23 protein-coding genes are annotated in these 22,107 nt (G+C 61.5%); 13 read left to right on the forward strand and 10 right to left on the reverse strand.

Features of this window, described 5'->3' with window-relative positions; all coding sequences use genetic code 11:
• The first annotated feature begins 22 nt into the window (after nt 1–22).
• On the forward strand, nt 23–280 hold the full coding sequence (locus DET50_RS09780; RefSeq protein ID WP_113862674.1) for a YheV family putative zinc ribbon protein: 258 nt from the start codon (nt 23–25) through the stop codon (nt 278–280).
• A gap of 63 nt (nt 281–343) precedes the next feature.
• Here DET50_RS09780 and DET50_RS09785 read toward each other — a convergent pair whose 3' ends face one another.
• The 5 genes from DET50_RS09785 to DET50_RS09805 form a co-directional block, all read right to left on the reverse strand.
• Nucleotides 344–1,666 (reverse strand): Na+/H+ antiporter family protein, encoded by a 1,323-nt coding sequence (locus DET50_RS09785; RefSeq protein WP_113862675.1) that lies wholly within the window; start codon nt 1,664–1,666, stop codon nt 344–346.
• Between the two features lie 115 nt (nt 1,667–1,781).
• On the reverse strand, nt 1,782–2,009 hold the full coding sequence (locus DET50_RS09790; protein WP_113862676.1) for a DUF1653 domain-containing protein: 228 nt from the start codon (nt 2,007–2,009) through the stop codon (nt 1,782–1,784).
• Nucleotides 2,010–2,020: 11 nt separating this feature from the next.
• Nucleotides 2,021–2,407, reverse strand: coding sequence for a DoxX family protein (locus tag DET50_RS09795; RefSeq protein WP_113862677.1), 387 nt, complete (start codon nt 2,405–2,407; stop codon nt 2,021–2,023).
• A gap of 50 nt (nt 2,408–2,457) precedes the next feature.
• Nucleotides 2,458–3,108: a hypothetical protein gene (locus DET50_RS09800; protein WP_113862678.1), complete on the reverse strand. Its 651-nt coding sequence runs from the start codon at nt 3,106–3,108 to the stop codon at nt 2,458–2,460.
• Nucleotides 3,109–3,310: 202 nt separating this feature from the next.
• Entirely contained in the window at nt 3,311–4,639 is a 1,329-nt protein-coding gene (locus tag DET50_RS09805; RefSeq protein ID WP_113862679.1) for an MATE family efflux transporter, read from the reverse strand.
• Between the two features lie 204 nt (nt 4,640–4,843).
• Between DET50_RS09805 and coxB the strand changes: the two genes are divergently transcribed.
• The 3 genes from coxB (at nt 4,844) to DET50_RS09820 (ending at nt 8,565) form a co-directional block, all read left to right on the forward strand.
• Nucleotides 4,844–5,968, forward strand: a complete 1,125-nt coding sequence (gene coxB / locus DET50_RS09810) for a cytochrome c oxidase subunit II (RefSeq protein ID WP_113862680.1) — start codon at nt 4,844–4,846, stop codon at nt 5,966–5,968.
• 57 nt (nt 5,969–6,025) lie between these two features.
• Entirely contained in the window at nt 6,026–7,609 is a 1,584-nt protein-coding gene (gene ctaD / locus DET50_RS09815) for a cytochrome c oxidase subunit I (protein ID WP_113862681.1), read from the forward strand.
• Nucleotides 7,610–7,677: 68 nt separating this feature from the next.
• Nucleotides 7,678–8,565, forward strand: a complete 888-nt coding sequence (locus DET50_RS09820; protein ID WP_113862682.1) for a cytochrome c oxidase subunit 3 — start codon at nt 7,678–7,680, stop codon at nt 8,563–8,565.
• A 12-nt stretch (nt 8,566–8,577) separates the two neighbouring features.
• Here the strand turns inward: DET50_RS09820 and DET50_RS09825 are convergent, their stop codons facing one another.
• Nucleotides 8,578–8,781: a twin transmembrane helix small protein gene (locus DET50_RS09825; protein ID WP_113862683.1), complete on the reverse strand. Its 204-nt coding sequence runs from the start codon at nt 8,779–8,781 to the stop codon at nt 8,578–8,580.
• 79 nt (nt 8,782–8,860) lie between these two features.
• Between DET50_RS09825 and DET50_RS09830 the strand changes: the two genes are divergently transcribed.
• The 7 genes from DET50_RS09830 to hrpB all read left to right on the forward strand — a co-directional run bounded on the left by DET50_RS09830 (nt 8,861) and on the right by hrpB (nt 16,849).
• Nucleotides 8,861–9,598: an SURF1 family protein gene (locus DET50_RS09830; RefSeq protein WP_113862684.1), complete on the forward strand. Its 738-nt coding sequence runs from the start codon at nt 8,861–8,863 to the stop codon at nt 9,596–9,598.
• Complete coding sequence (locus tag DET50_RS09835; RefSeq protein WP_258546102.1) at nt 9,579–10,229, forward strand: hypothetical protein; 651 nt, start codon at nt 9,579–9,581, stop codon at nt 10,227–10,229. The genes DET50_RS09830 and DET50_RS09835 overlap by 20 nt, the downstream gene beginning before the upstream one ends.
• Nucleotides 10,230–10,297: 68 nt before the next feature.
• A complete protein-coding gene (locus DET50_RS09840; protein ID WP_113862686.1) occupies nt 10,298–11,353 on the forward strand; it encodes a COX15/CtaA family protein in 1,056 nt (351 codons plus the stop codon).
• Nucleotides 11,350–12,270, forward strand: a complete 921-nt coding sequence (gene cyoE / locus DET50_RS09845; RefSeq protein WP_113862687.1) for a heme o synthase — start codon at nt 11,350–11,352, stop codon at nt 12,268–12,270. The genes DET50_RS09840 and cyoE overlap by 4 nt, the downstream gene beginning before the upstream one ends.
• A 141-nt stretch (nt 12,271–12,411) precedes the next feature.
• Nucleotides 12,412–13,074 carry an SCO family protein gene (locus tag DET50_RS09850; protein WP_113862688.1) on the forward strand — a complete coding sequence of 221 codons (663 nt, stop codon included), beginning with the start codon at nt 12,412–12,414 and terminating at the stop codon, nt 13,072–13,074.
• Nucleotides 13,075–13,168: 94 nt separating this feature from the next.
• Nucleotides 13,169–14,359 carry a YbfB/YjiJ family MFS transporter gene (locus DET50_RS09855; protein WP_113862689.1) on the forward strand — a complete coding sequence of 397 codons (1,191 nt, stop codon included), beginning with the start codon at nt 13,169–13,171 and terminating at the stop codon, nt 14,357–14,359.
• A gap of 15 nt (nt 14,360–14,374) precedes the next feature.
• Nucleotides 14,375–16,849: an ATP-dependent helicase HrpB gene (gene hrpB, locus DET50_RS09860; protein ID WP_113862690.1), complete on the forward strand. Its 2,475-nt coding sequence runs from the start codon at nt 14,375–14,377 to the stop codon at nt 16,847–16,849.
• On the opposite strand, the gene DET50_RS09865 is transcribed toward hrpB, so the two are convergent.
• Both DET50_RS09865 and DET50_RS09870 read right to left on the reverse strand, forming a co-directional pair.
• Entirely contained in the window at nt 16,803–17,666 is an 864-nt protein-coding gene (locus DET50_RS09865) for an eIF2B alpha/beta/delta subunit family protein (RefSeq protein WP_113862691.1), read from the reverse strand. The genes hrpB and DET50_RS09865 overlap by 47 nt on opposite strands.
• Before the next feature lie 68 nt (nt 17,667–17,734).
• On the reverse strand, nt 17,735–18,103 hold the full coding sequence (locus DET50_RS09870; RefSeq protein WP_258546103.1) for a DUF6746 family protein: 369 nt from the start codon (nt 18,101–18,103) through the stop codon (nt 17,735–17,737).
• A 151-nt stretch (nt 18,104–18,254) separates the two neighbouring features.
• Here DET50_RS09870 and DET50_RS09875 point away from each other — a divergent pair, with 151 nt between their 5' ends.
• Both DET50_RS09875 and DET50_RS09880 read left to right on the forward strand, forming a co-directional pair.
• A complete protein-coding gene (locus DET50_RS09875; protein WP_113862692.1) occupies nt 18,255–19,070 on the forward strand; it encodes an ATP-grasp domain-containing protein in 816 nt (271 codons plus the stop codon).
• A 185-nt stretch (nt 19,071–19,255) separates the two neighbouring features.
• Nucleotides 19,256–20,431: a type III PLP-dependent enzyme gene (locus DET50_RS09880; RefSeq protein ID WP_113862693.1), complete on the forward strand. Its 1,176-nt coding sequence runs from the start codon at nt 19,256–19,258 to the stop codon at nt 20,429–20,431.
• Nucleotides 20,432–20,465: 34 nt separating this feature from the next.
• On the opposite strand, the gene DET50_RS09885 is transcribed toward DET50_RS09880, so the two are convergent.
• Both DET50_RS09885 and DET50_RS09890 read right to left on the reverse strand, forming a co-directional pair.
• Nucleotides 20,466–21,695, reverse strand: a complete 1,230-nt coding sequence (locus DET50_RS09885; protein ID WP_113862694.1) for an MFS transporter — start codon at nt 21,693–21,695, stop codon at nt 20,466–20,468.
• An 11-nt stretch (nt 21,696–21,706) separates the two neighbouring features.
• Nucleotides 21,707–22,102, reverse strand: coding sequence for an ectoine synthase (locus DET50_RS09890; protein ID WP_091998564.1), 396 nt, complete (start codon nt 22,100–22,102; stop codon nt 21,707–21,709).
• Nucleotides 22,103–22,107 lie beyond the last annotated feature (5 nt).

Here is a 22,107-nt window from a genome sequence, read left to right on the forward strand (position 1 = left end):
ATCTGAGAAACCGGAGTAAGCTATGGCAAGTCCGAAACGTTTCATCGCCGGTGCGGTTTGCCCCCGCTGTGCGGAGATGGACAAGATCATGATGTTCACGGATGACAACGACAAGCAGATACGCGAGTGCGTGGCCTGCGGGTTCACCGATGGGTTGTCCGAGGAGCCGGATACCCGGGTGCTGGAGCTGGAGACCCGGGTGAACAAGCGCAAGAACGAGGATGATCACACCGTCAAGCAGGTGGTGTTTTTTAAGTCTTCTGCCGACAACGGCGAGTAGGCCGTCCCTCCCGGCCCCCTCGTAGCCCCCCCAACCGGGAAGGAAGGCTACATAAGGACCAGCTTAGAGAACCATAGCCGCCAACCACCCAAAGCCGAGCAACGGCAGATTGTAGTGCAGGAACGTCGGCACCACCGTATCCCAGATGTGGTTATGCTGGCCGTCGACGTTCAGGCCGGCGGTGGGGCCGAGGGTGGAGTCGGAGGCCGGGGAACCGGCGTCACCCAGAGCGCCGGCAGTGCCGACCAGGGCCACGATGGCCAGGGGGCTGAAGCCCATCTGCAGGGCCAATGGGACATACAGGGCCGCGATGATCGGGATGGTGGAGAAGGACGAGCCGATGCCCATGGTGATCAGCAGGCCTACCGCCAGCATCAGGAAGGCGGCCAGGGGCTTGTTCTCGCCGATGGCGGCGACGGAGCCCTCCACCAGGGTGGCGATGTCGCCGGTTTCCCGCATCACTTCCGCAAAGCCGTTGGCGGCGATCATGATGAAGCCAATCATGGCAAGCATTTTCATGCCCTCGGTGAACAGGTCATCGGCCTCTTTCCACTTCACTACGCCGGACAGGTTAAACAGCACGAAGCCGGCCAAGGCGCCCAGGATCATCGAGCCCAGCCAGAGCTGGACCACGAAGGCGACCACGATGGCGGCCAGGGCCATGATCAGGGTGCGGGGGCTGTAGCTCACGTTGACCCGCTCGGTCTTCGCAATCGCTTCCATGTTGTACTTGCGGTCACCACGATAGCTGAAGAATACCGCGATCAGCAGGCCTACCAGCATACCCAGGGCCGGCAAGGCCATGGCGGACATGACGTTCAGCTCGCTGGCGTCGACGCCGTTGTCAGCCACGTTCGCCAGCAGGATTTCGTTCAGGTAGATGCCGCCGAAACCCACCGGCAGGAACATGTACGGGGTGATCAGGCCGAAGGTCAATACGCAGGCGACCAGCCGGCGGTCCATGTTGAGTTTGGCCATCACGTACAGGAGCGGCGGTACCACCAGCGGGATAAATGCGATGTGGATCGGCAGGATGTTCTGGGACGAGATGGCGATGGCCAGCAGCAGCCCGACGATCAGGAAACGGATGCCGGTGGCCGCCGTGCCGTCTTCCTGGCGGCCCACCAGGGCCAGGGCGCGGTCGGCCAGGGCGTGGGCGAGGCCGGATTTGCCGATGGCGACGGCGAAGGCACCCAGGGTGGCGTAGGACAGTGCGACGGTGGCTCCACCGCCCAGCCCATTGTTGAAGGCTTCGATAGTGGCGTCCAGGGACATGCCGGCGATCAGGCCGCCGGAGATGGCGCCCACGATCAGGGCAACGACAACGTGAATGCGGCACAGGCTCAGTACGAGCATGATCAGTACCGCGGCAACAACGGCATTCATGGCAAACTCCGGGTAGGAATCAACGGTTTTACCGGCCCCTCATGGGGGCCGGCGTCATGAAAAGCGCGCTAATGTGCAGGAAATGACCGCCCGAGTCAAAACGGGATTCCCGAACTCAGTCGTCGATGCGGGCAAAGCGGGGAACCTGTTCCCCGGCGACTTCCACGGTTTCCCGGAACATGGCCAGGGGGCGCACCCAGAGGCTGTGGTCACCGTACAGGCAGCGGTAGACCACCAGGGGCTCCTCGGTTTCGCTGTGCCGGGCCACGCCGATCACTTCGTAATCCTGGCCCTTGTAGTGGCGGTAACGCCCGGGGCTTATGGTCGGTTTCTTGTCAGTCATGGTCAGCCCTTTCAGTTCTTGAGCTTGTACCTGCCGGGCCCGAGGAAGACGACGGCGACGGCGGTGAACAGGAAGAACAGCTGGAGTTCCAGCGCCAGACCACCGTTGCGGCCCAGTGCCAGCAGTTCATGGGCATGGACCAGGACAATGGCCACGACCATGTTGAACACGATCAGCATCGCACCGATCCGGGTCTGGTAGCCCAGGATCACCATCAGCGGCGCAATCAGTTCGCCGATGAACACGCCATAGGCCAGGAAAGCGGGTAGCCCGTGGCTGGCCAGCTCCCCTTCGATAAAGCCGATGCCGTTGAGCAGCTTGGCGATGCCGTGGAACAGCATCAGTCCGCCCAAGGTCAAGCGCAGAATGAGTTTACCCAGATCGGAGTTTTCCAGCATGACGTCTCCTGTGGCTGATTGCAGTCTTGGAAAGCCGCCAAGGATACCGTCTAAACCAGACCTCCGCCCAGTGAAAACCGGATATGATTCCGGACCAGCAGGTTTTCCCAGTACTGGCGCATCCAGTTCCAGGCCGCGTTGTTGACCTGTTCAACAAAGGGATCCAGGTTCAGATTGTAATAGTCCGGTGTGCCGGCAATCTGCAGTACCGTAACCGTGACCGAATCATCCAGCTCGTTGGCGAAGGGTTCGCCGATCAGTTCGTGAACCAGCAGGTTGGCGCGGGTGGCCTCGATGTCCACCAGTTCGCTCTTGCGGATGGAACGGTTGTTCTCGTGCATTTCTTCCATCAACCGGTGGCACAGGTAGGCGCGGATCAACAGGCCATCGAGTCCGTCGTAGCGAACCAGCAGAACAGAAGGTTGGGTAAAGTAACGGATGGCGGCGTCCACGAAGGGCCGGAACAGCTCGGCTTTGCCTGCCTCACGGGCGCAGGCTTCCACGCATTCGATCAGCCGTGGCGCCATCTCGATGTATTCGATGGCGAACTGGAACAGCGCGGTGGCCGGCTGGTAACCCTCGATCACCACAGACGACGGCAACCGCTCTGCCTTCTCGCGGAGCTGGCGAAGGAAAGTCCCGGATCGGGCTTCCTTGCGCCGGGCGTCGTCAATGATTTCGAGCACTACCTGTGGTGTCATGTGAGGAGATGCCAGTGTCTGTGCTAATTGAGGTCGCAAGGCGCCTCCCGTTGTCTGCAACGAGTCAATCAGTGCAGCAGGAAGCGGTGCACTGTACCAACCCGCCTGCTGTTTCTGACTAGTGTAGTCGACATTTGTCCGCTTGCCGGTCCGTTGCCTGCAAAATACGACGCAGGGAAATTACCGTCCGGACAGGGCGGGATCAGGACGGCTCGAACCAGCGCCCGGCCCGGGTGTGGGACCAGCACAGCCAGCCCATCGTGACGGCCCGGGCGAGCATCAGGCAGATCAGGGAGAACCACAGGCCGTGGTTGCCCCAGCCGGTTGTCAGCCACCATACCGGCAGGAACACGCCCAGGGCAGAGAGCAGCATGGTGTTCTGCATATCCCGGGTGCGGGTGGCTCCGATGAAAACGCCGTCCAGCAGGAAACCCCAAACCGCGGCGAACGGCAGCAGCCACAGCCACGGCAGGTATTCCCAGGCGGTCACCCGGACCGACTCGATGCCGGTGAGCAGTGCGATCAGATGCCGCCCGCCGAAGACAAAGACAATGGTCAGCAGCAGGGCGCCCCACAGCGACCACCGCAGGGCGCTGCGGAACACCACGCGGAACCGGCGCCGGCTGTTCTTGCCGATGGCCTCGCCGATCAATGCCTCGGCGGCATTGGCGAAGCCGTCCAGGGCGTTGGAGATGACCAGCAGAAAGGTGATCAGCACGGCGTTGGCGGCCAGGATGGTATCGCCCTGTCGGGCACCCTGGGCGGTAAAGAAGGCCAGCACCAGTAACAGGGCGATGGTCCGCACCATGATGAAACGGTTGACCCGAAGGATTTTCAGGTAGTCGGCCAGCTGCCCGAAGAGTTCCCGGGTCAGGCGCTGCCCCTCCGGCAGGCGGGTCAGCACAATGGCGAAGCCGATCATGGCGGCGCCGTATTCGGCGATCACCGTGGCAATGGCCACACCCCGGCTGTTCCAGCCCAGCCCGGTCACGAACAGCACATCCAGCACGATGTTGAGGCCGTTGGCGACGATCAGCATGATCATCGGCCCCCGGGGAAACTGCATGCCGATCAGCCAGCCCACCAGGGTGTACTGGCACAGCACCGCCGGCGCGCTCCAGATTCGGATGGCGGCGTACTCGGCTGCAAGCTCCGTTACATCCGGGCTCGGATTCATCAGCGTCAGGCCGATGCGGATCAGCGGCTGGTGAAACAGGATCAGCAGCAGGCCGATGCCCACGGCAAGCAGCACCGAGCGCAGCAGCAACGCCACCTGACCAAAACCGTCCCGTTTGCCCCACGCCTGGGCTGCCAGGCCGGTGGTGCCCATGCGCATGAAGCCGAAGGTCCAGTACAGGATGCTGAACAGGTTGGCACCGACTGCGACCGCGCCGAGGTATTCCGGGCTTTCCAGATAGCCCAATACGGCAGTATCCACCAGGCCCAGCAGGGGCACGGTCAGGTTGGTTAGCATCAGGGGCCAGGCCAGCGCCCAGAGACGCCGGTCGGTGGTGGCCAGTTGAAAAGTCATATTCGTTCTGATTCTTAAAAATCCCGGGTTATCATCTTTAGGTTTAGTCGATTTTTTAGTCTTTTTTTGATCTGTGTCTATACTCGAATTTGAAGTATCCGTAAGCAGGCTTTCACTCTGGTTTGGCTGGTGTTTCTGCGAGTGCCGTCAAAACAGAGGGATAACGCAAAATCCGACAAGAATAACACTCTGTGGAGACACAGTATGCGCGTGCACGCTAAGCGGGCAGGTGCCCTGTTGGGTGGTCTTGTGTTCCCGACCTGGTCCATGGCGGACTGGACGATGAACATGACGCCCGGGGTAACCGGCACCAGTAATGATATTTTCAGCCTTCACATGACCATTCTCTGGATCTGCGTCGTCATCGGCGTGGTGGTCTTCGGAGTCATGTTCTGGTCCATCTTCGCCCACCGCAAATCCCAGGGTCACAAACCGGCGAATTTCCACGAGAACACGATGGTGGAGATTCTCTGGACCATCATACCGTTTGTCATCCTGGTGGTCATGGCGATTCCGGCTACGGCCACGCTGGTCGACATGTACGACACCACCGAGTCCGAGGTGGACATCAAGGTCACCGGTTACCAGTGGAAGTGGCAATACGAGTATGTCGATCAGGACTTTGGCTACTTCTCCAACCTTGCGACTCCCCGCGATCAGATCGAGAACCGGCAGGACAAGGGCGAAAATTACCTGCTGGAGGTGGACAACCCGCTGATTGTCCCGGTCGGCAAGAAGGTCCGTCTGCTGCTGACCGCCAACGATGTCATTCATTCCTGGTGGGTGCCGGAATTTGGCGTGAAAAAAGATGCTATCCCCGGCTTCATTAACGAGGCCTGGTTCCGGGTGGATGAGCCGGGTACCTACCGTGGCCAGTGTACCGAGCTCTGTGGCAAGGACCATGGCTTCATGCCGATCGTGGTTGAGGCGGTCCCGGAAGAGAAATTCAATGTTTGGCTGGCGGAACAGAAGGCGGCGGCCGAGAAAGAGCGTGAGCTGACGCAGAAGGACTGGACCATGGACGAGCTCATGGCCCGGGGCGAGAAGGCTTACCAGACCGCCTGTGCCGCCTGTCACCAGCCGGACGGTAGTGGTGCTCCGCCCGCGTTCCCTGCGCTCAAGGGTAGCCCGATCGCGACAGGCGACATGACGGCCCATATCGATATTGTCGTCAACGGCAAGGCGGGCACAGCCATGCAGGCCTTCGGCAACCAGTTGAGCGAGGTGGACCTGGCGGCGGTGATTACCTACGAGCGGAATGCCTGGGGTAACAACACCGGTGAGATGGTCACGCCCAAAGAAATTCTGGATTACAAGAACCAGCAGTAATCGACGCCAGATAATAACGATCACCAGCCACAATTAACGGCGGTAACGGGGGTTTTCATGAGTGCGGTTGCAGATACCCACGCCCAGGAGCATCATCACGGCCCGGCCAAAGGCATCAGCCGCTGGCTGCTGACCACCAACCACAAGGACATCGGGACCATGTACCTGGTGTTCAGTTTTGCCATGTTCCTCCTGGGGGGAACCATGGCGATGGTCATCCGGGCCGAACTCTTCCAGCCCGGCCTGCAGATCGTGCAGCCGGAATTCTTCAACCAGATGACCACTATGCACGGCCTGATCATGGTGTTCGGTGCGGTCATGCCCGCGTTCGTCGGGCTGGCCAACTGGATGCTGCCGCTGATGATCGGGGCACCGGACATGGCGTTGCCGCGGATGAACAACTGGAGCTTCTGGCTGTTGCCGTGCGCGTTCCTGATCCTGGTGTCCACCCTGTTCATGGAGGGTGGCGCGCCCAACTTCGGCTGGACCTTCTATGCGCCCTTGTCGACGACCTACGGGCCACCGAGCACCACCTTCTTCATCTTCGCCATCCACATCATGGGTATCTCCTCCATCATGGGCGCGATCAACGTGATCGCCACCATCCTGAACCTGCGGGCACCGGGCATGACTCTGATGAAGATGCCCCTGTTCGTATGGACCTGGCTGATCACCGCATTCCTGTTGATCGCGGTCATGCCGGTGCTGGCCGGCGTGGTCACCATGATGCTCATGGACATCAACTTCGGTACCAGCTTCTTTGACGCCTCCGGCGGTGGCGATCCGGTGCTGTTCCAGCATGTGTTCTGGTTCTTCGGGCACCCGGAGGTCTACATCATGATCCTGCCGGCTTTCGGCGCGGTCTCCCATATCATTCCGGCCTTCTCCCGCAAGCCACTGTTCGGCTATGCCTCCATGGTCTATGCGGTCGGTGCCATCGCCCTGCTCTCCTTCATTGTCTGGGCGCACCACATGTTCACCGTGGGCGTGCCGCTGGCGGGGCAGCTGTTCTTCATGTACGCCACCATGTTGATTGCCGTGCCCACAGGGGTGAAGGTATTCAACTGGGTTGCCACCATGTTCCGCGGTTCCCTCACTTTTGAGGCGCCCATGCTGTTTGCGGTGGCCTTCGTGATCCTGTTCACCATCGGTGGCTTCTCCGGCCTGATGCTGGCCATTGCCCCGGCGGACTTCCAGTACCACGACACCTACTTCGTGGTCGCCCACTTCCACTACGTGCTGGTGCCTGGCGCCATCTTCGGCATCTTTGCCTCGGCCTATTTCTGGCTGCCCAAGTGGACTGGCCACATGTATGACGAGACCCTGGCCAAGACCCATTTCTGGTTGTCCTTCATCGGCATGAACCTGGCCTTCTTCCCCATGCACTTCCTCGGGCTGGCGGGTATGCCGCGGCGGATTCCGGATTATGCCCTGCAGTTTGCCGACTTCAATATGGTGTCCAGTATCGGTGCGTTCATGTTCGGCGCCACCCAGTTGCTGTTCCTGCTGATCGTGATCAAGTGCGTGAAGGGCGGCAAGGAGGCTGCAGCCAAACCGTGGGACGGTGCCGAGGGCCTGGAATGGACCGTACCTTCGCCGGCGCCCTATCACACCTTTGCCACACCGCCGGAGGTGAAGTGAACCTCCGGCCAGACCGGTGAAGGCGAGAACAAAAACAAACGAAAACGGCTAAGCCATCGGAGACTGTCATGGCGGAAAACCAGACCTACTACGTTCCGGAACAGAGCAAATGGCCGATCGTTGCAACGGTCGGCTTGGGGGTGACGCTGTATGGCGTTGCCTCGATCATGGTGAACAGTAACCAGGGCGAGAGCACCACCGGGGCCTGGATAATGTTCCTCATCGGCGCGCTGATCATGGCCTACATGCTGTTTGGCTGGTTTGGCAATGTCATCAGGGAGAGCCGGGCGGGCCTGTACAGTGATCAGATGGACCGTTCGTTCCGCTGGGGCATGAGCTGGTTCATCTTCTCGGAGGTGATGTTCTTTGCTGCCTTCTTCGGCGCTCTGTTCTATGTCCGGGTATTTGCGGTTCCCTGGCTTGGCGGGGAAGGGGACAGGGGCTCCTCAGCCATGCTGTGGGAAGGCTTCAATGCCGCCTGGCCGCTGGTTCAGAACCCGAACCCCGAAGCCTATCCCGGGCCCCGCGAGGTCATCGGTCCCTGGGGCCTGCCGTTGATGAACACCATCTTGCTGGTCACCTCGTCCTTCACCATCACCATCGCCCACCATGCGCTCAAGGCAGGCCACCGGGCCAAGACCAAGCTCTGGCTGGGCGCCACCATCGCGCTGGCGGTGGTATTCCTGTTTGTTCAGGGATACGAGTACATCCACGCCTACCAGGATCTGGACCTGACCCTGCAATCCGGTATCTATGGCAGCACCTTCTTCATGCTGACCGGTTTCCACGGCGCGCACGTGCTGCTGGGATCGATCATGTTGACCGTTATGTTGTTACGCCTCTTAAAGGGCCACTTTACCGCTGATAACCATTTCGGCTTCGAGGCGGCGGCCTGGTACTGGCACTTTGTGGATGTGGTCTGGCTCGGCCTGTTTGTCTTTGTCTACATCATCTGAGGGGTTGCGTGGTCAGGGCGTCGGATTCAGTGTCAGGCTGCCCTGCCATAAGGCAACCAGGATAACCACCAGGAGCAGTATGCTGAGCGCCACCCGGACAGCAAGCGAATTGACGACGCGGTTGGTCTTGCCTCGGTCCCGGATCAGGAAGAACAGCCCGCTGAACAGGCTGGCGACAACGGCGAGCATCAGTACAACGATGACGGCCTTAAGCATGGGAATCCCTGTTGTTATAGGTTTGGGGGTTGCCCGAAACCGGAAATTTGCGGTGCCGGTGGAGTCACTATAGCAGAGCATGGCTGACCCGCAGGTTGCAAAGAGAAAATGGCATTTTGACTGGCGTTTGATGCTGTTCAGCGGTTTCTTCCTGCCGGTGCTCATTGGCCTGGGTATCTGGCAGCTGGACCGGGCCGGCCAGAAGCAGGCGATGCTGGAGAGCTGGCAGCAACAGGCAGAGAACCTTCCCTGGCAGCAATTGATTGAAGGTGAACCGCAGTCCGGCAAGCCGGTCCGGGTGACCGGTATGTATGGCGACCATTCCTGGCTGCTCGATAACCGGACCCGGGATGGTGTCCCCGGTTACGAAGTGATCACTGACTTCTATCCCCTTGAAGGGCCGCCGGTCCTGGTGAATCGTGGCTGGATCCAGGCGCCACGGAGCCGGGATCGGCTCCCGCAGATTGATACCCCGGAGGGGTTGTTTACCCTCGCGGGCCGGCTCGCCGACTATCCGGTGCCGCCGGTGCTTGCCGAGCGGGGCGAGGAGGCACAGGGATGGCCGCGCAGGGTGCAGCGCCTTCCGAGAGAAACAGCTGAGAATGAGGTGCAAGGATTACCGGCCCTGATGGTCCGCCTCGGCAGTGGCCAACAGCCCGGAGCGTTCCGGGCCGACTGGACCCCGGACCTGATGGGCCCGGGAACCCATTATGGTTATGCAGCTCAATGGTTTGCGCTTGCCGTGGCACTGACTATATTGACTGTAGCGGCGAGTTATCGAAAGACAGGAGCCAATAATGACAATGACAATGGCTGACAAGGGTACCCAGCACCACGAGTCTGACCAACCGACCCCTGAGCAGGTTCGTCGGGGGCGTCGTACCGCTTTTCTTCTGTTCACCCTCGGCTTCGGTCCCATTATCGTGGCCACCGTGATGTTCTACACCGGTTGGCTCAATCCGGCAGGGCACACCAACAATGGTGTGTTGGTTCAGCCGGTGGTTCCCGTGCAGGCCCTGCACTTCCAGACCACGAGTGGTGACCCCCTTGAGGCAAGATTCGGGCCCGACAAGGTCGATCCGCAGTGGCTGCTGATGGTGGTTGCCGGCGATTGTGGTGGTGACTGCCAGCAACTGCTTTACCTGGCCCGGCAGGTCAATATTGCGCTGGGCAAGAATGCCAACCGGGTGTCCCGCGCCGCGGCACTGGGATCGGTCCCTTCGGATCTTTCCGCCAAATGGTCCAGGGAATACAGCCTGATGGAACGTCTGGTGCCCGCTGAGGGCACCACGCCGGCCTGGCCGACCGGCGTCAACCCGGACCGTGAACCCAGGATCCTGCTGGTGGATCCTTTCGGCAACGTGATGATGCACTACGGATCGGAACACAGCGGCAAGGACATGCTCGAGGACCTCAAGCATCTCCTGAAACTGTCCCAGATCGGCTGAGGCCGGAGGTAGTCGCAGTGAACCAGACTGTTCGTGCGGAGGTTTCAAGATCCGCTGTCCACCGAAGCATGGCACGCTGGGCAACCGTTGCCGCCTGCCTCGCGGTGGTAGTCATCATGCTGGGCGCCTGGACCCGGCTGGTACACGCCGGCCTGGGGTGCCCGGACTGGCCGGGCTGTTACGGCTTCCTCACCGTGCCCCAGAGCGAATCCAGCATTGCCATCGCCAATGCCCGGTTTCCTGAAACCCCGGTGGATGCGGAAAAGGGCTGGCCGGAAATGATTCACCGCTACGCCGCCGGCACCCTGGGCCTGGTGGTGTTCGGCCTGGCTGCCTACGCCTTCCGGCACCGCCGGGTTGGCGTACCGGTCAAGTTGCCCCTGTTCATCGCCGGATTCATCGTACTTCAGGGCGCGTTCGGTATGTGGACCGTCACCCTGAAACTCTGGCCCCAGGTGGTCGCGCTCCATCTGTTGGGCGGCTTCACCACCCTGAGTCTGTTAACGCTGCTGAGCCTGCGCCTGTGGCGAAGGGCAAAAGCGACACCCAGACCTCCGGCCGCTCCGGATCTCGCCCGGTTCCGGCCGTGGCTCTACGGCGGATTGTTGCTGGTGGTCCTGCAGATCGCCCTGGGTGCCTGGACCGCCGCCAATTATGCCGCCGTGGCCTGCACCGACCTGCCCACCTGCCAAGGCCAGTGGTGGCCGGAAGGCATGGATTTCCGCCACGGCTTTGACGTCGCCCAGCACGTGGGTCCCAACTACCTGGGTGGCCAGCTCACGGCCGATGGCCGGGTGGCTATTCATGTGACCCACCGCCTCGGAGCAATGATCGTGCTGGCGTACTTCACTGTCTTGCTTGCCCTGATGTGGAGAAGGCGGGGTGACAGCGGCCTGGACAGCTCGATCCAGCTGGTGGCAGTGGTTCTGGCCGCACAGATCGCCCTGGGGCTGGCCAACGTCATCCTGCACATCCCGCTGTCCATAGCGGTGGCCCATAACGCCATGGGCGCCGGACTGCTGCTGTCTGTGATTCACCTGATCTGGCGTCATCACCTGTTGCTCCGGACCCAGACTACAAGTGCAACTCATACTACAACGATAAAACGAGAGGTAACGGCATGAGCGAGCAAGTGAAAGCACTGCCGGCCCGGAATACCGCGAGTGTTTCCGGCAAGACCATTTCCTGGCGGGATTACCTGGAGCTGACCAAGCCCCGGGTGGTCGCGCTGATGATCCTTACCTCCGTAATCGGCATGCTGCTGGCGGCCCCAGGTGTGCCCGGCTGGAGCGTGCTGCTGTTCGGCAACCTGGGCATTGCCCTGCTGGCTGGCGCTGCTGCTGTGGTCAACCACGTGGTGGACCAGAAAATCGATACCGTCATGGCCCGCACCCGCAAACGCCCGGTGGCCACCGGCAAGATCGCGCCGGTGGACGCCATTGTCTTTGCCACCCTGCTGGCCTGCGTCGGCATGGCCATCCTGATGGTGATGGTCAATCACCTGACGGCCTGGCTCACGTTGGCCTCACTGGTGGGGTATGCCGGTGTCTACACCCTGTTCCTGAAACGAGCCACTCCCCAGAATATCACCATTGGCGGACTGGCCGGTGCAATGCCGCCGCTGCTGGGCTGGACGGCTGTGACCGGCCAGGTGGAAGGCCACGCATTGTTACTGGTCCTGATCATCTTCGCCTGGACCCCGCCCCATTTTTGGGCCCTGGCCATCCATCGCAAGGAGGAATACGCCAAGGCTGGTATTCCGATGCTGCCGGTTACCCACGGCAACAAGTACACCGAGCTTCATATCCTCCTGTACACCCTGATGCTGTTGGCCGTGAGCCTGCTACCTTTTGTCACAGGCATGTCCGGCGGCATCTACCTCATCGGCGCCCTGGCCCTTGGCCTGCGCTTCCTCCAGTACGCCATCCGGCTGTTGAAGGGTGATGATCGCCGCGTTGCCCTGAATACCTTCAAGTATTCCATCACTTACCTCATGGCCCTGTTTGTGGTACTCCTTGTTGATCATTTTGTTTTCTTCTAACCCGAGGCACACAGTCTGAAGGAGTGGGTGGGGGTACCTTTTCTGGCGGGAACAATTGTCTGAGCGCAGCGAGTTGTTTGTTCCCAGAAGAAAAGGTACCCCCGCCCGCTCCCAGCCCCGGAGTTCGGTATTGGAGTATCAATGGATCGGTCTGTACGAATAACGCTTGTTGCGCTGCTGTTAATTGTTCTGCTGATTTTTGGGCTTGTGGTTGCCCGCCAGGTTTATCTGGTGGGCGGGGATCCGCAGCCGGCTCCGGATCTCTCTGAATTCAATACCTATGTGTATGATCAGGCGAAACCGCTGGCGGAGTTCACGCTGACGAATGAGAACGGCGAGACGGTGACCCGGGAAGACCTCAAAGGGCGCTGGACCTTTGTCTTTGTCGGCTATACCAACTGCCCGGATATTTGCCCGGCGGCGATGGCGAACCTTCGCCAGATGGACCAACGTCTGCCAGCGGAGTTGCCGCAGCCGGATTATCTGCTGATCAGTGCTGATCCGGAACACGATACACCGGCGAAGCTGAAAGACTACACTGGGTTTTTCGGCGAGCACTTCCACGGCCTGACGGGGGATCTGGAAACCACCCGGGCCCTGGCCAGGAGCCTGAGCGCGGTGTTCGTTCACCGTGAGGTGGACGGGGAGCTGCTGGTGGACCATAGCGGCCATTTTGCACTCCTGAACCCCGAGGGCCAGCTGCAGGCGCTGATCCAGCCGCCTCACCGGCCGGAGGAACTGGCCGAAGCCTTCGAGCGGATCTATCAGTGGGCCAAAGCCAACCGCGAACAGATAAGCTCCTGATTGATTGCTGGTTTCTGGCCAAGGTCCAAAAGACATCCGGGCAGGGGTGGCTTAGACTGTTGGCCTGATTAACCGACCGCCGGATTGTTTGCCGATGCCAACCCAGACTTCCACCCCGCCCAAAGAGCTGTTTTCCGTCCTGGCTGCCGGCGCGGTGGTGTTGCTGGTGGTTCACGGGCTTGGCCGGTTCATCTATACCCCGTTGTTACCCTACCTGGTGGACGATGGCCAGTTCAGCGCCGCCAATGGTGCGGCGGTGGCCACCTGGAATTACCTGGGCTACCTGATGGGCGCGATGCTGGCGATCCGCTGGCACCGGATTGACCAGATCCGCACGCTGCTGCCGGTATCCCTCGCCGTCCACGTGATCACCACCCTGGTGATAACCCAGACCGATAACCTCACCTTTATCTCCGGCAGCCGCTGGCTCAACGGCGTCGCCAACGGCATGGTGTTCGTGCATGCGCCGGCGCTGATTCTTGAGTGGCTGGTCTTGCGCAACCGCTCGTCCAAAAGCGGACTGGTCTACATCGGCGTCGGCCTCGGATTGCTGGTGTCCAGTGGACTGGTAACCGGGAGTGCCGACTGGCTCGAAGGCGCAGAGCGCTGGTGGCCGGCGGCGCTGCTGTCAATCCCGCTGGCGTGGTGGGGCGCGGCCAGACTGGTCCGTCTGGAAGTGCCGGTCAGCCACCACAACGAGACCGGCAAGCCCGTCATCACACCGTTGCTGGACCGGGCCAGCATTCCACTGTTCCTGTCCTACGCCGGCGCGGGCCTGGGTTATATTCTGCCCATGACCTTCCTGCCGTTGCTCGCGAAACTCGAACTACCGGAAGAGCACTGGCTGCTGGATGGCACCTGGGTGATTGTCGCCTTTTGCACGATTCCCGCTCCCTGGATATGGAACAGAATGGGTGGAAAGATCGGAGATCTTCTGGCACTGAAGCTGAATTTCCTGATCCAGCTACTGGGCGTTCTGGCTGCCGTTGTCCTGCCCGGAGGGCTCGGACTGATCCTGTGCGCGGCTCTGGTCGGCAGTACTTTCCTGGGCACTGTCCTCCTGACTCAGCGCATTGGCAGGGCCTTGCATCCGCATCAGGGCCCGAGGTTGTCTGCCGCCATGGTGGCGCTCTACGGCTTCACCCAAATGGTCGGCCCCTGGCTGACCAAGCAGTGGCTCGATGGTGGCGGTACGCTGGTCTCGGCCTTCGGTATCGGCGTCGCGGCGTTGGCCTTCGGCCTGGTATTCGTGTTTTTTGTGCCATCTCCCAAACCAGCAGCCTGAACCCGAACAACATTCATGCTCCCGATAGACAAGATCCTCCCGGACCTGACACAAACCCTTGAAAAGTCGACCACCGCCCTGTTACAGGCTCCGCCAGGCGCCGGTAAGACCACCCGGGTACCGCTGGCGTTACTGGATGCCTCCTGGCGCGGGAATCGAAAGATTCTGATGCTGGAGCCGAGGCGGCTGGCGGCCAGGTCGGCGGCCCGTTTCATGGCGCGGCAGTTGGGAGAAAAGCCCGGTCAGACCGTGGGCTACCGGACCCGGTTGGACACCCGGGTTTCCGTTGCCACCCGGATCGAAGTGGTTACCGAGGGTATCCTGACGCGGCTGATCCAGAGTGATCCCATGCTGGACGATTACGCCGCTGTGCTGTTTGATGAATTCCATGAACGCTCGCTGCAGGCGGACCTGGGGCTGGCACTGGTCCGCGAATCCCAGCAGGCCCTGCGGGAAGACCTGCGCTTGCTGGTAATGTCGGCGACACTGGAGACCGCACCGATCGCCCGGGTACTCGGGGATGTGCCGGTGATCAGCAGCGAGGGACGGGCTTTCCCGGTGGAGGTGGTGTACCGGCCGGTGCCCCGGAATGCACGGATTGTAGACCAGGTGCTGGCGGTGGTGCATGAAGCCCTTCGTGACCAGGCCGGTTCCCTGCTGGTTTTCCTGCCCGGTGCCGGGGAGATCCGCCGGGTGGCGCAGCAGCTGCAAGGGCAGGTGCCTGAGCATGTCATTATCGCACCTCTCTACGGAAACCTGAGTGCCGACGCCCAGGACCGGGCCATTGCGCCGGCGCCAGACGGTACCCGCAAGGTGGTGCTGGCAACTGCCATAGCGGAAACCAGTCTGACCATCGAGGGGGTGCGGGTGGTCATCGATGCCGGTCAGCAGCGCCGGGCCGTGTTTGATGCCAACAGCGGCATGACCCGATTGGTGACTGGCCGGGTGTCCAAAGCCTCGGCGGAGCAACGCAAGGGTCGGGCCGGACGGGTCGAGCCCGGGGTGTGTTACCGGCTCTGGAGTGAATCGGAACAGTTTGGCCTGGCGGAGTTCACGCCCCCGGAGATCCGGGAGGCAGATCTGGCGCCACTGGTGCTGGAACTGGCCCAGTGGGGCGCCCGCTCGCCAGACCAGGTGGCCTGGATTGACGCTCCTCCCCGGCCCCACTGGCAGCAGGCGGTAGCCCTGTTGCAATGGCTTGACCTGCTCGATGGTGATGGCGCTATCACCGACCACGGCAAGGCGGCCCGGGAACTGGGGATCCACCCCCGCCTGGCCCATATGGTGCTTCGGGGGCGGGTGCTGGGTTTCGGCGGGCTGGCAGCGGAACTGGCTGCTTTGCTGGGGGAGCGGGACCTGCTGGGACCGGGCGAAGGCGCGGACCTGCACCAGAGGGTTCGACTGCTCCGTGGCGAGATGGCCACCCGGCGCCTGGATCCGGCCCGGCTGAAAGCGGTGCGGCAGGCGGCAAAACGACTGGATACCGGGGCGCTGCAGGGTCCGGAACCCGGAGAAGCCCTGGTCGGCCGGCTGCTGGCCCTGGCGTATCCTGATCGGATCGCCCGCCGGCGCCCGGGATCGGCACCGCGCTATCAACTGAGTAATGGCAAAGGGGCAGTGTTGCGAGAGGAGGATCCGCTCGCCCGCCACGACTGGCTGGTGGCCGCCGATCTGGATGGCAAGGCGCGGGAGGCAACCATCTACCTGGCTGCACCGGTGGACCTGCCGGACCTGGAACAGGATCTGGCCGATCACATCACCGAGCAGGATGAGGCAATCTGGGATGACCGGCGGGGCACGGTGATTGCCCGCAAGGTCCGGAAACTCGGGGAGCTCGTGCTGGCCGAGCAGGCGTTGCCCCAGGTGGATCCTGCCCTGATCCAGCAGGGATTGCTGGATGCCGTGCGCAGGAAAGGCCTGGGCAGCCTGCCCTGGACCCCCGAGGCGCGCCAGTGGTGTGCCCGGGTCCGCCTGCTGGCGGAGCAGTTTCCCGGAGACTGGCCGGAGACCGGAGATGAGGCCCTGCTGGCCACTCTGGATACCTGGCTTGGCCCGTTCCTGGCCGGCCTGCAGCGCTGGTCCGATCTCGTCAGACTCAATCTGCTCCAGGCCCTGGCCTCACTCCTGGATTACCAACAGCAGCAACAGCTGGAGAACCTGGTGCCCCGGGCCCTGACCATTCCCGCTGGCCAGAAGGTCACGCTGGACTACACGCCGGACCACGGCCCGGTGCTCTCGGCCAAGCTTCAGGCCCTGTTCGGCTGGACCGAGACCCCCAGGGTGGCTGGCGGGCAGGTGCCGGTGGTGATACACCTGCTGTCGCCGGCCCAGCGGCCCCTGGCGGTCACCTCGGACCTGGCCAGTTTCTGGCGCAATGCTTACCCCGAAGTGCGCAAGGACATGCGCGGCCGGTACCCCAAACACCCCTGGCCCGAAGACCCGTTCACCGCCGAGGCTCAGCAGGGAACGAAAAAACGCCCAGATCGCTGACCCGGCCGGTGACCAGTCGAACCGGCACGGTTTCGAAGTAGATATTGCGGGTCCGGATGTGAGCGCCGGTGGGTCCTCCCAGTTCTTCCGGCGCCATTTCCTCCAGGGCCACCGACTCGGACTTTCCGGAACTGTCCTTGAAGCTGTCGGCGAGCACCCAGAGAGGTTTGCCCTGTTCCCGGGCAGCGAGGGCGAGCAGATAGGTGCCGCTCTTGTTCACGAAGTGCTGGTCTGAAAGCCAGGTGTCACAGCCGCTGAAGACGATATCCGCCTCGGCCATGAACAGTCCGGTCTGGGCATCGGTAATCAAGGTTACCGGGACGCCCAGTTCGTCCAGCTCCCGGGCCAGGGTGAACCCCTCGTTGCCCGGACTGCTCTGGGTGCAGATAACCGAGAAGGGGTGCTGTCGCTCAGCGAGCAAGCGGAACAGGGCGAGCACCTGGGAACTCCGGCTGTGGGTCAGGATGGCGGCGTTCTCCGGCACCAGCTCGAAGGCGCTGAGCGCCACCCGTTCATTGGCCCGGATCAGCTGCTCCAGCACCGAGGCAACCACCGGGACAGCTTGCTCGGATACCTTCTCGCTGTTTCGCCAGGGGCCAAACAGTTCACGGCAGCGTGTCACCGCGTTAGCCAGCGGCACCATGCTGGGACGGGTGCGAGTCAGGTCATCAAACAATTCCTCCAGCGCGTTAGCCGGCACAACCTCCCCAATCAGCCATTGCCGGACCTCCTGAAGAACCTTTTGTGCCAGCTGCGTTGCGCCGGACTGGTTGTCTTTCCTGACGGCCTCGACAATGGCCCTGGCCCTCTGATCCATGGTGGTGACTCCGGCTCCCGAATTTATGCCTGGTTAACCAGAGCCTAGCAGGGATTGCCGGGCCGCACTCACGGAACAACCTTGCGGCTTTTCTGCAGGTAAATCGAGCCCTCGCGTTCGACCGTTTCCGGATCGGCATATTCGGAGGCTTCGTGCACCAATTCCAGGCGCTCGGCCAGGTCGTCGAATTCCCCGTTCAGTTTATTCAGAGCGTTTTCCAGGGTGTAGGTCAGCTGATGGATCTCGTTCATGGCTTCGGGGTTCAGTTCTCCGGCCAGTAACTTGTCGAGCTTGTTGTTATATTTGGAGAAATTGGTCACGGCCTGTTCCAGGGTTTCTGCCGGTTCGCCCTCGTAATGCTCGTAATCTTCGGCGAGTGCGGGCAGGGAGAACATCAGGGCGGCTGCAACAAGGGTCAGATTACGGGTAATTTTCATAGGACCTTCCTCAGTGATTTATCAAGAATACGAATTATTATCACTTGTCTTGAGGTAATCCATGAGATGGATCAATAAATGATCGAGAATACCTATTGTCAGATGCCCGAAGCTGAATAAAATGCGTTCAGTTTCCCATCAGGCCGTTACCATGCAGTTTGTTTCCTTCAATGCGTTCCGTACCCTCGGATTCCCCGATACCACGGTGCTCAAGCCCGAGCACTACCTGCAGCACAAGGCGCTGCTGCAGGAAGCAGACTGGGTCCTGTTCCCGGAGTACTGGCAACTCAATGCCCTGGTCCACGGCCTCAAGTGCCGGGTGTTTCCCAGCGTTGCCAGCTACCGCATCGGTCATGACAAGATCGAGATGACCCGTGCCTTCCAGACTGTGGCCCCGGAGCACACGCCCTGGACGATGATCGAGGCCAACGGCCCGCTGGAACGGGACATGATCTGGGACGCCATGGGCCTGCCTTTCGTGGCCAAGCTGCCCAAGGCCAGCATGGGCGAAGGCGTGTGGCTGATCGAGACCCGGGGAGACTGGCGCCGTTACTGTGAGCGCACCGAGGTGCTCTATGCCCAGGAATATCTGCCCATCGACCGGGATGTCCGGGTCGTGGTGATTGGTGACGAGGTCCTGACGGCCTACTGGCGAACCCAGGCTGACCAGGGTTTTTACAACAATGTGGCCCGGGGCGGGCAGATCGACAACAGCCCGGTACCCGAGGCGGTGACGGACCTGGCACTGCGGCTGGCCCGGGGGCTGGAGGTGGACCATGCCGGGTTCGATATCGCCCTGGTGCAAGGTTATCCCTATGTACTTGAATTCAATCGGCTTTTTGGCAACAAGGGCCTGGACAGGGGCACTGACCTGCAGCAGGCCATCCTGGGCTACCTGAGCCGACAGAGTGAGCCCCGGGACCCGGACGGCCCCACCGGGCCGCCGTTGTGGCCGGTGGCGGTCTGAGCCCACGCTTTCGCGCCAATTTCCGTGCCATAACCCACCGGGTCTGGCCGTTTTACTTATGGGTAGATATGCGCATTTGCGGTGATCGGAGAAAAGCCCGATGATCGCGCCATCTTACGGGTGCTGCAGCGTTGCTGTAGCGCCTTTTTTTATGCCTGCTTGCCCTGTGGAGGGAAACACCACCCATGACCGAAGCCGTTAACGCCAACATCGCCGATTACTACGACGCCGAGACCTTCAAGCGCATCAAGGATTTCGCCGACACCAAAGAAACGCCGTTTGTGGTGATCGATACCAAAACCATCGATCGTCAGTACAACGAGCTGGTGGAAGGCTTTCCCTACGCCAAGGTCTACTACGCGGTGAAGGCGAACCCGGCGCCCCAGATCCTGTCCATGCTGCGGGACAAGGGTGCCAACTTCGACATCGCGTCGGTGTATGAGCTGGAGAAAGTGCTGGCCCTGGGCGTGACCGGTGACCGGATCAGTTACGGCAACACCATCAAGAAGGCGAAGGACATCCGCACCTTCTATGAGCAGGGGGTGCGCCTGTTTGCCACTGATTCCGAGGCCGACTTGCGCAACATTGCCAGGGCGGCTCCGGGTTCGAAGGTGTACGTTCGCATCCTGACCGAGGGCACCCTGACCGCCGACTGGCCGTTGTCGCGCAAGTTTGGCTGTCAGACCGACATGGCCATGGACCTGCTGATCCTGGCTCGTGACTTGGGCCTGGTGCCCTACGGCGTGTCCTTCCATGTCGGTTCCCAGCAGCGTGAAATCGGCGCCTGGGATGCGGCGTTGAACAAGGTGAAGGTGATTTTCGAGCGCCTGAAGGAAGAGGACGGCATCGAGCTGAAGATGATCAACATGGGCGGTGGCTTCCCGGCCAACTACATCACCAGGACTAATGATCTGGGGGTGTACGCCGAGGAGATTGCCCGGTTCCTGCGCGAGGATTTTGGTGATGAGCTGCCGGAGATCATCATCGAGCCGGGGCGGTCACTGATTTCCAACGCCGGCGTGCTGGTGAGCGAGGTGGTGTTGATTTCCCGGAAGTCCCGCACCGCCCTGCACCGCTGGGTCTATACCGATGTGGGCAAATTCTCGGGGCTGATTGAGACGCTGGATGAGTCCATCAAATTCCCGATCTGGACGGAGAAGTCCGGCGAGGGCGAGGACTGTGTGATTGCGGGGCCGACCTGTGACAGTGCCGATATCATGTACGAGCATCACAAGTATCCGCTGCCGCTGAATCTGGCCATCGGGGATCGGATGTACTGGCTTTCTACCGGGGCCTATACGACGACCTACAGTGCCATCGAGTTTAACGGGTTTCCTCCGCTCGAGGACTACTACATCTGAGTTTGGAGTCTGGCTGAGGCAAGGGATGCCCGACTCAGGGGTCAGAAGAAAGCCTTCTTCTGACCCCATCTTCACTCTTCTCCTTCCGTCTCAAATCCAACGTAAACGCCAGCGGCAAAACCACCACGCTATAACCAATCATCACCAACACCGCATGGCGCACATCACCGGTCCAGTCGGCCAGCAGTCCGCCGAGCATGGGCACGGAGAATGCCAGGGTATAACCCACCAGGAAGGTGCCGGCGGACAGGCGGCCGGTTTCTTCGGGGCGGACCAGCAAGGGCGGCAGTGCCACCAGCAGGATCAACAGGATGCCGGCAACGAAACTCATCAGGGTGGCACTGGCGATGGACCACCAGCCGTCGAGGGCGATGGTGCCGGCGGTGCCGAGGATGCTGAGGGTCGCCATGGTAACGATCAGAGTTCGGCGGCCGACCCAGGCGCGGGCGAATTTGAGCATGGTCAGGGAGGCGAAGACCTGGGCGATGTTAAACCAGAACAGGGCTTCGGAGAGTTTGTCGAACTGGCCCTGCTGTTCGAGCAGGTTGCCCATGTAGGCGTTGAGGCCGAAGAACATGGAGCCGGAGAGGCCCAGCAGCAGGCCGAGTTTCAGGGTCAGGGGGTTGCTCCAGTCCGGAAGCCAGGCGGCTTTGCGGACCGGGCGGGCCAGGTCCCGTCTGGGCAGAAACAGAGCGGTGGCGACCAGCAAGGCCGGCAGCGACCAGGCGATCAGGGTGGCGCGCCAGCTTTTATCCAGCAGGGGCATAAGCACCGGCAGGGTGACGCCGGCGCCGATGAATTCGCCCATGAGCATGCCGTTCATGTAGATGGCGGTGCCCAGGGCCAGGTGGTGCGGCTGCAGCCACCGTGGTAACAACGCCGGCAGCGCCGGCTGCATCATGGCCACCCCCAGGCCCATGACGGCACTGGCAATCATCAGGGTCAGGGTTTCAGGGGCGAGGCCACGGCTGGCGGAGCCGATCACCATGATGACCATGGCCAGCGCCAGGGTATTTCTCGGTCCGATGCGGGAGATGGCCAGGGAGCCGGGCATGGCGCCGATGGCAAGCATCAGGATGGGCAGGGTGGTCAGGGCACCGGTCAGGGCCTTGGAGAGGGCGAGTTCCTCGCCGATGAAGGGAGCCAGAGGAGGCGCCACCAGCACGGGGATGCGCAGGTAAACGCCGGATAGCCAAAGCAACACCGCCACCGGCAGCAGTCGGGCTGGCGGTGGCGGTGTGGTCGCGGCCTGGTGTTCAGCCACGGTATGCCGGATCAGTCTTCGCTGGTGTCCGGCAGGTAGGCGCCGTCTTCGTCGTGGATCTCACGGCCGGTGACCGGCGGGTTGAAGGCGCAGATGAGGCGCATGTCTTCGGTGCCGCCGTACAGGGTGTGCCGGTCGTGCTTGTCCAGGGCGTACAGAGTGCCGTCGGTGATTTCATGTACTTCGCCGGTGGCGAGGTCCTTGATACGGCCGTTACCGGCTACACAGTACACGGCTTCCAGGTGGTGCTTGTACCAGAAGGTGTGTTCAGAGCCGGCCTTGATGATGGTCTCGTGGAAGGAGAATCCCATGCCGTCTTTCTTCAGCAGCAGCCGGCGGCTGGTCCATTGCTTGTCGCTGACCTCGCGCTCGGTACCGATAATGTCTTGCACTCGTACAATTTTCATTCGCA

The sequence above is a fragment of the Marinobacter pelagius genome (assembly GCF_003315345.1).
In the GTDB taxonomy this organism is placed as follows: domain Bacteria; phylum Pseudomonadota; class Gammaproteobacteria; order Pseudomonadales; family Oleiphilaceae; genus Marinobacter; species Marinobacter pelagius_A.